Below are 14022 nucleotides of genomic sequence, written 5' to 3'. Positions count from 1 at the left end.
ACCAATACATAGCTATCTTAAACGTATAAGAATATTTAAATTTGCTTACTGACGAGGAGGTATTCAGAGGTTGTTTGAAAAACGACCGCAAAGCGCAGGCGACTTTTTATCAGCGATATAAAAGTCGTTTTTTTGGCGTTTGCTGGCGTTATGCTAATAGTCGTGAAGATGCTGAAGATATTTTTCAGGAAGCCTTAATTAAAGTATTCAAACATATAAAAGAAGTAAGGGATGCGAAGGATGTTTCGGCATGGGTCAGGAGAATAATTGTCAACACGGCCATCAATCATTACCGCAAACAAGTAGAGTTTGATGATATAGATGATTTAAGTGATGATGTATTATTGCCATTTGATAACAATGACGACATTCTGATGCAATTGAATAATAAGGAATTGATGGAGGTATTAAACTCAGTATTGTCAGAACTCCCCAACGGTGCAAGAATTGTATTTAATATGTATGTGATGGAGGGTTACACTCACCCTGAAATTGCTGCACAATTGCAAATTGCAGAAGGCACTTCGAAATCGCAATTGTTTTTTGCGAAGAAGTATTTACAGGAAAAATTAAAAAAAAAGGGATATAGTGCAGCAGATTCGATAAAAATGGCACAAGTATAAAGCAATGAACAAGCCTAAAGATAAAATAGAAGAACTTTTTCAGAGTCATATCGATGACTTTGATAAAATGCCTGATGATAACCTGTGGGCTGATATAGAGGCGAATCTTCCGCCAGTGCAGAGGCCTATGTACAGACTCAAAAGATGGACACTGGTAGCAGCCTTATTGCTGTTTTCGCTGATAGGCTATGTAGCTTATCAATCACTTGGTACACGCCAAAAAACTGATATAGTTGGATTAAAAGAAAATAAGTCAAAACCTGATAGTAAGTCTCCGGAAATAATTAGTAAAAAAGGCACAAAAGCAGCATCAGAAGCGAATGAAAGTAATTTAAGAGAAGAAGGCTCAATAAACAGCGTAATAGTAGGCAAAGATGCTAAAAATGATAAAGAAGCAGCAATTGAAAATAAAAATCAAAAAGATAAAGCGGAGAATAATAATAAAGTAAAAAGAAAGTCGGAGAATAAAATTTTCATTGCCTCTGATTCCGATACTAAATCGAATCAATTAATTACGAAAAAAGAAAGAATTTCGGATGTTGGTAAGAATAAAACAGTAAAAGGAAAAGAATCTGAAAAACAGGTAGTAGCTGCTGTAACCGAGGATAATCCAGGAAAAGAATTTCAATCAATAAATAGGGTAGAACAAGAAAACGGTAATCAGCAAAGTGCAATTGCTAAAACAGTAGATAGTGAGAGGCTTTCGGAGTTAGATTATTTATCCAGTAAACGTGATATTGCAGCCAATGAAATTCCATTAAATACGCATATTGCGTATGAAGCTGAGTATCATCCAAAAGAGCAGGAAGAAAGCTTTTTTAAAGTTCCAAGTGAGGTATATGTTTCAATAACTCCTTCGTTGAATTATTATCGGGTGTTTTCCAATACAGTTATTAATCAATTCAATGGAGCGAATAATGGTGGGAGAGTAGGTTGGGCCTTGCAGGCGGGAGCGGTTTATCCACTAAAATTCAAAAGAGTAAGTTATAGAGTAGGCTTGAGCTATTTTTCAGCACAGTCTAATTTCAGGTATAATGTAGTGAACAGAACTCAAATGCCTGTTCGCCTGAATAATAATACGTTCGAGTACGTAAATGTAGAAAGCTTACAATCTGAATCTAGAAAATGGCAGGTGCTCGAAATCCAGAACGACCTGATGTATAAAGTAAGACCCATGCAGGATTTCATTCTGGGCTTTAAGGCGGGTAGCAGTTTTACTGAGAAGCCTGTTTTTGATGCCTATACAGGTTACCGTTTTAGCAAGCAAGTCAGCAATCGCCAGATTTTGTGGATTGAAGCTGCTTATGCCTATGCCATCAATTCCCAGAAATCAAGCACGCATACGTTTTCTTATCATATGGATAAGTATAGTTTGAAGGTTGGTGTGAATTTCAGGTAGGGTTTATTCCACCGCCAATCGCACCAACTCTGCCGTATTCTTCACCTGCGTCTTCCGCAAAATATTTGCCCGATGATTTGAAACGGTGCGGACGCTCAGCTTGAGCTTCTCAGATATTTCCTGACTATTTAATCCTTCCACTATATAGTTCAGTATTACTTTCTCTTGTTTGGAAAGCGCATTGACAATGGCTGAAGTTTCTTTTTTTGTAGTTGAACTTCCACTTTTCTTTTGATTCAATAACCCATCAATAATCATAGCCGAAACAGTAGGCGGGAAGTACTTATTGCCATTGGCTACAGTATCTAATGCTTTCAGTATTTCTTCTTTGCTCGTATCTTTCAGTAAATATCCCATCGCTCCGTTCTCTACTGCCTGCACCATATATTCCTGATTGTTGTGCATTGAAAAAATAATAGACCGTACTGCTGAATGCTTTTGTGAGATAATTTTGGCTACCTCAAAACCTGTCATTCTGGGCATAGATAAATCGAGTAAAACAATATTGGGTTTTAGCTCTTTGATGCCTTCCAGCGCTTCTACGCCATCAGGGGCTTCACCGACAATTTCAATATTTTCCTCATCTTCTAATAGGTTAATAATTCCCTTACGAACCACTGCGTGGTCGTCTACAATCATTAGTTTAATTTTATTTGCCATGTTAATTCGGGATTTTCACGGTTATCCGGGTTCCTTTTGCGGATTTCGCTTGTATGTCCATTTGTCCACCCAATAAGCGCACACGGGTTTGCATATTGGGTAGTCCGTTATTGATGATAGTTTCTTTTTTTACATATTTCTCGTCAAATCCCACACCATTATCGCTGATATTCAATTCTATGTCAGCTTTGTTTTTCTTTAAAACTACTTTCGCTTCGGTGGCTTTTGAATGTTTTATCATATTATTCAAGGCCTCCTGTGCTATTCTGTAAAGGTTGACTTCCAGATTACTATTCAGCCTCGTTTGTCCGTAGTTACTCTCATAGCTTACCTGTATATTACTGGTCTGGCTTGTATATTCTGTTAATAAGCGAATGGCTGCACCAAGACCAAAATCTGTCAGAATAGGTGGCATCAGGTTGAACGATACCATTCGTGTAGCCTCTATCGTTTCTTCGATCAGTTTGCTATGTTCTTCAAAAGTCTTTCTTTGCTTATCATTGGCAAAGGGCAGGCTTTTCAGCTTTTCGCTATGGAGTCTTAGTCCAGTAAGCATTTGCCCAATTCCATCATGCAATTCTCTTGATAATCTCCGGCGTTCTTCTTCCTGCCCCTCCATTAATGCACTTGAACGTACATTGTCTTCCTTTCGCACTAATTCATATTTTTCTTCTGTAATCTTCACCAAATCTCTTTGCATTTCAGTCAATTTCTGATTAGAAATACTCAATTCCTGGTTCTTTTGTTGTAGTGCTTCTTCTGAATTTATTAACTTACTAATAACCTCTTTAATATAGGCGGCCAGTGGTTTAAATATCAATAATCCCTCTAATAGTAATATAGAAATAGTAAGAACAAACAAAAACAACTCGATGTTACGTACTCTGTTAACCCGTTCGTGCGACTCTAAATCGTATTGAAACACAATAAGGTCCATCTTATTCAGAAAAAGCCGCTCATTTGTCAGTATTTCCTCTAAAACTTTTTTCTTATCAGAAGCCTGATGATTCAGAATCAACTCTAATTGTGTTTTAATTTTCAGAAAGACCGGATTCAACTCATGGAGCATCTGATTAATTTTCGAAGAGTTTTTTACGCCCACTTCCCTTTCAACTTCCAGTTTCCCTTTCAGAAACCCTTCGTGGCATTTGCTCCAGAGCGCCAATGTCTCGCCAAAGTCTTTCTGATAAAATCTGGCCTCTTCCGAAAATCTATCCGTGTTGGTTAGCAAGATAGCCATCTTTGATAATCGCTGGCTCAACATACGTTGCCTTCCGGCTATATTTACTACATGCGCATCGTTGAGGGTATCTTCTAAAGACTCCTGTATGAGTACCTGTCCGGCTATCGAAAGTATGGCTACCGCTGTCAGGGCAAGAATATATAATCTGGTCAGACGTTGGGTAACCTGTTGTTCGAGTGTAAGCATTTTTATGGGTACTTTAGCTTAGATTTCATAGAAAATTAACTTAAAAAATTTCCTTTTCCAATCGTCATTTGTAGATTCTTGATAGTTTTTTATTATTTATCAGAAAAGTACCATTCATAAAATTGAGTATTTTTACTTATTTGTATTTTTCTTATTTTAATTTTGAATTATTCGAGTTTGTACAAATATTATTCTGAAATTATTTGTATTGATAGAATTATCTTCTACTTTTATTCATTATTAATAATTAGATAATCTGCCTTGTAAGAGGCATCTGATTAGACGACTAAATATAAATAACTAAAAATGCAAGCGAAACTGACACTCGTGGGGGCGGGTCCAGGCGATGCCGAACTCATTACACTCAAAGGTATCAAGGCCTTACAAAAGGCCGATGTGGTTTTATACGATGCTTTGGCCAATCATTCTTTACTGGAATATGTTTCTGACAACGCCATTGTTGTGAATGTAGGCAAACGCAAAGGGCAACATTCTTATGCCCAGTTTGAAATCAATGAAATGATTGTTGAGTATGCTCTTAAGTTCGGACATGTAGTGCGTCTGAAAGGGGGCGACCCTTTTGTGTTTGGCAGGGGTTATGAAGAACTGGAATATGCCCGTGCCTTTGGTATTGAAACCGAAGTAATACCGGGTGTATCAAGCAGTGTAGGAGTAGCAGGCGTGAATCAGATTCCGATTACGCACCGTGATATTGCCCGAAGTTTCTGGGTAGTAACAGGCCATACCAGCGATGGCTTATTGCCCAATGATTTAAAATTGGCAGCCCAATCTTCAGCTACTGTGGTGATATTGATGGGTATGAGTAAACTAGACGAAATTGTAGCCATTTTTAGTGAAAATGGTAAAAAAGATACACCTATTGCCATTATTCAACATGGTACTACACAAAAACAAAAATCTATATACGGACAGGTAAATGATATTCAGGCTAAAGTGAATGAGTCGGGCATAAGTAATCCGGCTGTCATTATCATAGGTGAAGTGGTAAGTCTGCATCCACAATATGTAGAGGCTTATGTAGAAAATTTAGTGATTGAGTGATTGAGCGAATGAGTGATTATTATTTCTTAATTGCTTTTGAATTTTAAATGTAAATACCTTATCAATCGTAATACTTTATTGATTGATTTTAATAGAATAGGTCGCGTATATTTGTCAGGAAAAATGCTTAGCTATTTTTGAGTAGTAATCAGCAAATATTTAGCTGAATTACTCTTTTCTTCTCTTTATTCTTTGTCGGAATTTGCATCTGAATATCTACCCATTTTTTGTTGTCGAATTGTATTTTTCTTATATGTATCTATTGGTATTGAAAAATAAGAAAATATTGAAAATTCAATTTTTTAGTTTAAAAATTGGTCATTTTGTAAAATAAAAATTGTATTTTTCTAAAAACAAGTTTCAGATTTAGAAGAATATTCATTAAAAATGGTAAAAATACCAAAAATATGTATAAAATGATTTTGAGTATAAAATATTATTTTTTACATTTGAATAAGTAAAGAAAATTATGGTATAAATAAGTATTTTTACTTACATAATATTTGGATAGTGGGGGCTATTAAAATATTATATTTCACAACCATTTCAAACAATTAACAATTTAAATGAACAAGCAAACGTAGGAAACAAAGCAACAAAAGCACAAATCAGGTTGATTATCGGGGTGGGGGCTCTGATTTTCGGCCAACAAAAAAGCCGATCTGACATGGGGGTGTCAGAATCGGCAACGAATCGCAAAACGTAGGTATTTATTCACAATTCAACATCAAAGCAAATGAAAAAAAATTTATTACGCAAATTTGCACTTGCACTTTTCTTCTTTGTTTTCTTTGCCGGGGTTTCGTATTCACAATTTTCACTCACAGGTCAACTTAGAACTCGTACCGAAATCAGAGACGGATTAGGTAATCTGGCTTTGATTGGTTCTAAACCTGCTGCTTTCACATCGCAACGAACCCGCCTGACTTTCGGCTACAAATGGGATAGAGTAAATCTGGGCGTGTCGGTACAAGACATCCGGGTATGGGGGCAGGATGCCTCCTCTATTTCAAACAGCGATGGTGCCAGATTAGCCGTGCATGAAGCCTGGGCAGAAATTGTTCTGGCCAATGCAGCCGACACCAGTTTCAAATTCAAAGCCTTACAGAATCTTTCTCTAAAAATCGGTCGTCAGGAATTGGTTTATGACGATGTACGTCTTTTGGGTAATCTGGATTGGCTGCAACAAGGTCGTCGGTTTGATGCTGCTTTACTCAAAGCTCAACATAAAGGCTGGGCATTGGATTTAGGCGGCGGATTTAATCAGAATTCTGATGCTTTCGGAGCAAACGGTACTTATTATGTTGGCGGAAACGTGCCGGCATCGGCATTATCTAACAAAGGTGTAAGCCTGGCAATTCCGACAGGGTTCCTGCCAACTGCTACTAAAGGTGGTAGCCCTGCATTACTCAATGCTGTGAGCACCAATGGACAGAATCAGATGTTTAAATCTTTTCAGATGGCTTATCTGGCACGCAAGTTCCAACAAACCAGATTATCGGTTCTGTTTTTCAAAGATGATTTTTCGAAATTTCGTATAGATAGTATCGGTAATGCAACCAGTGGCTATATATATGGCCGCCGATACGATGTGACAGGCGTTAATTCCCGCCTAACTTATGGAGCTATGCTCACGGGAACAAATAGCCTGAGCAAATTGCATAAAGTACAATGGCAACTATTTGGTTATCTTCAATCGGGCAAAGACCGTGATGGATTGGCAATTAAAGGTGCTTATCATTATGGCGGTAATTTCATGATTCAACGTGGAGCACTCAGCTTTGGGCCGGGTTATGAAGTGCTTTCCGGTAATGATGGCTTTAAGCTAAAAGCTGGTGAAACACGCCGTTTTGATCCATTATATGGTACGCCGCATAAGCATTGGGGTTATATGGATTATTTCTATGTTGGTACTGGCTCACCTGCCGGTGGATTGCAGGATGCTTTCTTTAAATTTAAGCATGTGAATAAGCGTCTGACTAGTACTTTAGACATTCATTATTTCGCTCTTGCTGCTGCTACGCCTAATAAAACATCTGATGCTCCCACAGGCGCTAAAGTTAGTCCGATGCTAGGTTTAGAATATGATTTAGTACTCAACTACACCCTCAATAAGTTTACAAACATTGAGGCAGGCTACGCCCTGATGCAAGGCAGCAATAGCCTTGAATATGTGAAACAAAGTTCGATGGATAAAACCCGCAAGACGGGTCAATGGGGCTACCTGATGCTCAATATCCGTCCTGAATTTTTTGCTTCTGCCAAAAAGTAGGCAATTGAAACAATCTCTCATTCTCTAAACGAACGAAATATCATGAAATCGACTATAAATAAACCATTAGAAAAACTAAATATTTTTGATTTTTCAAGCGTACAAATGCGTACTTTCCATGTTACCTGGCTTACTTTTTTCATGTGCTTTTTTGGCTGGTTTGGTCTGGCGCCTTTGATGCCAACTATCAGAGAAGATTTAGGATTAAGCAAGGCGCAGGTAGGAAATACTTTGATTGCAGCAGTATCTGCCACCATCATTGCCCGATTAATCATTGGTCGCCTTTGCGATACCTGGGGGCCTCGTAAAACTTATACGGCCTTATTGGTACTTTGCTCTATTCCGGTTTATCTGGTAGGTTTATCACATAGCTATGAGACCTTTTTATTGTTCCGTCTGGCTATTGGGGTTATCGGTGCTTCTTTTGTGATTACCCAATATCATACTTCGATGATGTTTGCCCCAAGCATTAAGGGTACCGCCAATGCAGTAGCAGGAGGTTGGGGAAATCTGGGAGGAGGTATCACCAATATGTTGATGCCTTTGATTTTTGCAGGTATTGTAGGTTTGGGCTACACCAAAGGTGAAGCATGGCGTTTAGCGATGATTGTACCGGGTACTTTATTATTAGTTTGTGCCTTTTTATACTACAAATTTACACAAGATACTCCTGCCGGGAACTATGAAGATATTCGCAGAGAAGTAGCTCAAAAAGAAAAACCAAATACCTGGGAAGTAGTAAAAGACTGGCGTGTATGGGCTTTGGCTATTTCGTATTCAATCTGTTTCGGTATGGAGATTACTTTTGATAACGTAGCGGCGCTACACTTTGTAGATAATTTCGGAGTTGACCAGAAATTAGCAGGACTACTAGCTGGTCTGTTTGGCTTCATGAATATTTTCGCCCGTGCTTTAGGGGGAATCTGGGCTGATAAAATCGGTAAAAAGAATGGTTTGACCGGAAAGGGTCGTTTATTGGCTATATTGATTGCTATTGAGGGTATTGGTCTTGTATTTTTTGCCAGTTCAGCTACATTACCCCTTGCTATTGCTTCTATGGTATTGTTTGCCCTATTCCTGAAAATGGCTAATGGTGCTACTTATGCGCTTACGCCTTTCATCAATGCAAAAAATGTAGGAATGGTAGCAGGTATTGTAGGCGCAGGCGGAAATATCGGTGGTATGTTGATGGGCTTCTTATTCAAATCAGAAAACCTTACTTATGCAGATGCTTTCAGATATATTGGTATAGCAGCTGTTGGAGCGGCTTTATTGATTGCTGTTACAAAATTCGGAAAGAAGGAAAAAGTAGGGAAAGCCGAGTTGGTGGAGGATTTGGTTTAACGTTTTTGTGTTCACGTAGAGACGCAATGCTTGCGTCTTCTGGGCTATGAAAACCAGAAATCTTTCTACTGGGAATATTACTTTCTCAATAAGAGCAAATTGGACAGGATATGCCCCTTGAGACGCAAGTATTGCGTCTCTACGAAAGCCATTTACTATAGAAATATTCGCTCGCAATAGAAATTAACGGAGAAAACATTTATTAATTCCTCTCTAGTCATGCAAACCTTAAAGAAATATAAAACCACTTGCTGTTATTGCGGCGTAGGTTGCGGGATTGTGGTAACAGATAATGGCAATGGCAAGATTCATGTAGAGGGCGATAAAGACCACCCGGTTAACAGAGGTATGCTTTGCTCAAAAGGCATGAATCTGCATTATACAGCCAATGATAAGTCTGACCGCCTGTTGTATCCTCAGATGCGTATGAATAGAAGCATGCCTATGCAGCAAGTAAGCTGGGATGCTGCTTTGGATCGTACAGCGGCTATTTTCAAGACTTTTATTGCCAAATATGGACCCGATTCGGTAGGGTTTTATGTTTCAGGGCAATGCCTGACAGAGGAGTATTATTTATGGAATAAATTAATGAAAGGCTTTATTGGATCTAATAATATAGATACCAATTCCCGCCTGTGCATGTCGTCGGCTGTGGTGGCTTATAAACTATCATTGGGTGAAGATGCTGTTCCGGTTTGTTATGATGATATTGAATTATCAGATTGTATTCTGGTTGAAGGGGCAAATCCGGCCTGGTGTCATCCGATATTATGGCGTAGGATTGAAACGCACAGAGCAGCTAATCCGGATTTAAAGATTATCACGGTTGACCCACGTCGTACACAAACGGCTACTTCATCAGACCTGCATTTACAGATTAATCCGGGTACAGATGTGACGCTTAACCATGCTATTGCAAGGGTTTTAATTGAGAATGGGGGAATAGATGATGAATTTATAGTCAATCACACAGATGGTTTCGACGAGTTCAGAATGAAAGTTTTTGAACGTACATTAGAAGAATCTGCATTGATATGTGGTGTTTCGGTAAAGGATATACAAAAGACCGCCTACTGGATTGCGAAAGCGAAAGGTTTTCTGTCTATGTGGACAATGGGCTTGAACCAATCGGTAATAGGCGTAAATAAAAACCTGTCTTTAATAAACCTGAGCTTAATTACAGGTAAGATTGGTAAGCCAGGTAACGGTCCGTTCTCATTAACAGGGCAACCTAATGCCATGGGTGGCAGAGAAGTAGGTGGATTAGCCAATATGCTGGCATCGCACCGTGATATTCTGAACCCAGATCATAGGGCGGAAATGGAAAACTTCTGGGGTGGTACTAAAATCTCAGATAAGATGGGATTAACCGCAACCGAAATGTTCAAAGGCTTAGAAAGCGGTAAATTGAAAGCTATCTGGATAGCCTGTACAAACCCAATGGTGAGTTTACCTGATGCGAAAATGGCAGAGCTGGCCTTGAAAAATGCAAAGTTTGTAGTGGTACAGGATATTTCAAACAGAGCAGATACTATCGGTTTTGCAGACGTGGTTTTACCCGCTGCTGCCTGGACAGAAAAAGAGGGTACTATGACCAATGCAGAGCGCAGAATATCTTATCTGCATAAAATAAGCGAAGCACCTGGTGAAACTTTACCCGACGCCGAAATTATCTGCCGCTTTGCCAAAAAAATGGGTTGGGGAGACAAGTTTAACTACAAAAACTTTGGTGAGATATATGAAGAATATACCCGTACCACGCAAGGAACCAATATTGATGTAACAGGTGTCAACTACGACTTATTAAAACAAAATACCGTGCAATGGCCATATCCGGCTAAGAATGGGCAAGCTAAAGGTACAGCTCGATTATTTGAAAATCATGAGTTTTATACAGCCAACCAAAGAGCAAAGATTCATGCAGTGCCGGATGAAAACGAATCAGAGCAAACCAATGAAGATTTTCCTTTGATTTTGTTGACAGGCAGAATCAGAGACCAGTGGCATACCATGACCAAAACAGGGCGGGTGAATAAATTGAAACAACATATTCCATCCCCATTTTTGGAGATTCATCCGAATGATGCTGCAAAAAGAGGGATTGAGAATGATACGGTGGTAGAAATACTAGGCAAGCGGGGAAGTGTAAAAGTAAAAGCCAAACTCACTGATGAAGTAAAAGAGGGCAATTGTTTTTTACCGATGCACTGGGGACGAATATTGGGTAGCGATTTTGGCAGAGCCAATAATCTGACAAACAATCTGGTAGACCCAAAATCAAAAGAACCTGATTTTAAATATGCGGCCGTTGAGGTAGTAAAATATCAGAAACCTAAAGAGAAAATTATTGTAATAGGGGCAGGTTCTGCCGGATTAGGTTTTATTTCTACTTACCGTGGCTTGAATCAGGTTGATGAAATTGAAGTTTTTTCAAAAGAACTCTATCCGTTTTACAACCGTGTAATGCTACCAGATTATATCAGTGGTACACAAACCTGGGAGCAGTTGGTAAAATTAAGAGAAGACCAGTTTGCAGAAAACAATATCAAGGTTCATAAAGGAATAGGCATTGAACACATCGACCGTAAAAACAAGGTTGTGGTTGATAGCAATGGAAATGAGCACCACTACGATAAACTGTTTTTAGGTACGGGCAGCCGTGCTTTTATGCCTAAGAATTTCCCAAGAATAGGAGGGGTATTTAATATGAGAAGCAGGCTTGATGCAGATGCGCTGATGCCCTATGTGCAAGCTAAAAGCCATGCTATAATAGTGGGCGGTGGGTTATTGGGTTTAGAAATGGCGGCATCTTTAAGAGAAATTGATGTAAACGTTACGGTTATCCAGAGAATTGGCCGATTTATGGACAGACAATTAGACCCGATAGGAAGCGATATTCTTCATGAAGAAATCATAGCCTTAGGCATTGATGTCTATTATAACGATGAGGTTGAACAGGTATATGGCAGCGAAAAAATTACAGGAATAAGATTGAAATCGGGGGTAAGACTCAACTGTGATGCCATGATTGTGGCGGCTGGTACTATTCCGAATATTGAGTTGGTGAAGGAAGCAGGCCTGGCCTGTAACAGGGGGGTAGTAGTAAACGACTATCTGCAAACCTCTGACCCTGATATTTTTGCTTGTGGAGAAATTGCCGAATGGCAGAAACAAATGTGGGGGATTACGGCAGCTGCTGAACAACAAGCGGGCATTGTAGCAAAATTCCTGGCAGGAGACCTGGCTACTTATTATACTGGCAGCCTATCGATGAATATTCTTAAAATGCAGGGTATTAATCTTTGTTCGTTGGGTATGATAGAAATACCTGCCGGAAGCACCGATTATGAAGAAATTATTTTTATCGATAAAGCCAAGCATTATTATAAAAAGTGTATTGTACATAACGACCGACTGGTTGGGGCAATTCTCATAGGTGATAAGTCAGAGTTTTTAGAGTTCAAAGATTTGATTATCAATGGTATTGAACTATCAGAGAAACGATTGGCATTGCTTCGCTCAGGCAAACCTGCTGAGCCGGTAATTGGTAAACTGGTATGTTCTTGTAATAATGTCGGCAAAGGCAACCTCGAAAATACTATTGCAAGAGGTTGCGGAGATTTAGCTCAACTATGCCAGCAAACAGGTGCAGGAATGGGATGTGGTTCTTGTAGGCCGGAAGTAAAATCGATTTTAGAAAATGTATTGGCAAAAAGTATGGCAATGGCAGAATGATTAAAAAAAGCTTAAAGGTGAATGCGATTCTAAACAAATGCCTGATAAACAAGGTATTTATGATTGTCTAATCATCCACCTTTAATTAAATGAAAAAGCTTTTGTTTTTGATGACTCTGGTGATGCCAATGTTTTTGTTGGCTCAGGAGAAAAAAAATATAAAAACCAGAAAGCAGACTGTTAATTTGTCCAGACCTGTTTCGCTAAAGCCTGACATTAAAATACGCCTTTTCAAAAAACTAAAGCATTTACCGGTTCGGATTGTACATGATGGTGCCACTAATACTTTTTACACATGTAATATAGACGGATGGGTCTTTAAGATTCGGATAGTTAAAGGAGTAGCACAGGATGAGATACCTTTTTTATCTCCGGAAGAGCACCATATCAATTACTTGCAGGGAATGGCTTTTTATGAAAATACATTTTTTCTGGTGGGTAATCATAATAATATTACAAATTCCAATGGTTATGGAGTAGTTGAAAAATGTACTATTTTACCTGATGGGAGTCGTAAATGGACAACCATGCTGACAACAGAAGTTTATCCTTCATCAGGAACACTTTTCGACCATGCTTTTTCAGGCGTTTGTTTATCGGCCGATAAAGATTCATTGTATGTAGCAAGTGGCTCAAGGACAGATCATGGTGAGGTGAAAAATTCTGGTGAATATAAGGGATTAAGAGAAATGCCATTAACAGCCCGGATTTTCAGAATACCAATTAATGCAGATAAGATTTATCTGCCTAACGATGAAGCCAAACTGGATGCAAGCGGATTTGTTTTTGCCAAAGGCGTAAGAAATGAATTTGATATGGCTTTAAATTCGGAGAAACGTTTATTTGGCATTGAAAACTCAGGAGATAGGGACGACCCCGAAGAATTGAACTGGCTGAGGCAGAATCATCATTATGGGTTTCCGTGGCGTATAGGGGGAAATGATACACCCATGCAATACACGCCTTATAAAGCCAATGAAGATAAACTGATTCCGGTAGAGGCCTTAAAAAGAAATATCTTTTTCAATGATCCTGATTACCCGAAAAGGCCAGATAATGTAACTTTTACTGAACCCATCAAAAACATTGGTCCTCATGCCAATTGGCTAAGAGATACGGCTACGGGCAAGATGTATCAAGCACATGAGATAAGTACTTTTACAGGGCATCGTGCTCCTGTTGGATTGGTTTTCGATGCAGATAGTACTTTATCGAAGGCATACAGAGGTTCGGGGTTTATGCTGGCTTATGCACCAGATGGGGAGGGCGGTTATTTACCCAAAGAGGATACAGGAGGTGATTTGTGCCAGTTAAAGCTAAAATATGATAATACTCCACAAAACTATCAGGTAAGTGTAATCAGACTCGTAAAAGGTTTTCAGCGATTGAGTGATGCAGAAAAAGTGAAGAATGACATTTATATTACCGACCTTCTGGGGAATATCTGGAAAGTTACGTTTTCAGGGAAAGGGTCAAAAATCAAGAAGTAATTTACCTC

General features: G+C 39.0%; 9 protein-coding genes. 7 read left to right on the top strand and 2 right to left on the bottom strand.

Annotation, left to right across the window (positions count from 1 at the left end; genetic code table 11):
* Window positions 1-41 precede the first annotated feature (41 nt).
* The gene (locus D0T08_RS02355) at window positions 42-623 is read left to right on the top strand and encodes an RNA polymerase sigma factor (RefSeq protein ID WP_116980958.1); all 582 of its coding nucleotides are present in this window, start codon (window positions 42-44) and stop codon (window positions 621-623) included.
* Window positions 624-627: 4 nt separating this feature from the next.
* Window positions 628-2022 carry a hypothetical protein gene (locus tag D0T08_RS02350; RefSeq protein ID WP_116980957.1) on the top strand — a complete coding sequence of 465 codons (1395 nt, stop codon included), beginning with the start codon at window positions 628-630 and terminating at the stop codon, window positions 2020-2022.
* 3 nt (window positions 2023-2025) lie between these two features.
* Here the strand turns inward: D0T08_RS02350 and D0T08_RS02345 are convergent, their stop codons facing one another.
* Window positions 2026-2682 carry a response regulator transcription factor gene (locus D0T08_RS02345; RefSeq protein ID WP_116980956.1) on the bottom strand — a complete coding sequence of 219 codons (657 nt, stop codon included), beginning with the start codon at window positions 2680-2682 and terminating at the stop codon, window positions 2026-2028.
* A gap of 1 nt (window position 2683) precedes the next feature.
* Window positions 2684-4111, bottom strand: a complete 1428-nt coding sequence (locus D0T08_RS02340; protein ID WP_116980955.1) for an ATP-binding protein — start codon at window positions 4109-4111, stop codon at window positions 2684-2686.
* Window positions 4112-4417: 306 nt separating this feature from the next.
* On the opposite strand from D0T08_RS02340, the gene cobA reads away from it, so the two are divergent.
* The 5 genes from cobA (at window position 4418) to D0T08_RS02315 (ending at window position 14014) form a co-directional block, all read left to right on the top strand.
* A complete protein-coding gene (cobA, locus tag D0T08_RS02335) occupies window positions 4418-5173 on the top strand; it encodes a uroporphyrinogen-III C-methyltransferase (protein ID WP_116980954.1) in 756 nt (251 codons plus the stop codon).
* A 736-nt stretch (window positions 5174-5909) separates the two neighbouring features.
* On the top strand, window positions 5910-7445 hold the full coding sequence (locus D0T08_RS02330; RefSeq protein WP_116980953.1) for an alginate export family protein: 1536 nt from the start codon (window positions 5910-5912) through the stop codon (window positions 7443-7445).
* Window positions 7446-7487: 42 nt separating this feature from the next.
* A complete protein-coding gene (locus D0T08_RS02325; RefSeq protein ID WP_116980952.1) occupies window positions 7488-8789 on the top strand; it encodes a NarK family nitrate/nitrite MFS transporter in 1302 nt (433 codons plus the stop codon).
* Between the two features lie 219 nt (window positions 8790-9008).
* On the top strand, window positions 9009-12524 hold the full coding sequence (locus tag D0T08_RS02320; RefSeq protein ID WP_116980951.1) for a nitrate reductase: 3516 nt from the start codon (window positions 9009-9011) through the stop codon (window positions 12522-12524).
* 89 nt (window positions 12525-12613) lie between these two features.
* Window positions 12614-14014: a PQQ-dependent sugar dehydrogenase gene (locus D0T08_RS02315; protein WP_147322690.1), complete on the top strand. Its 1401-nt coding sequence runs from the start codon at window positions 12614-12616 to the stop codon at window positions 14012-14014.
* Window positions 14015-14022: the final 8 nt, after the last annotated feature.

The organism is Emticicia sp. C21 (genome assembly GCF_003418935.1).
GTDB lineage: Bacteria > Bacteroidota > Bacteroidia > Cytophagales > Spirosomataceae > Emticicia.
This window is presented reverse-complemented; position numbering and strand designations above follow the sequence as displayed.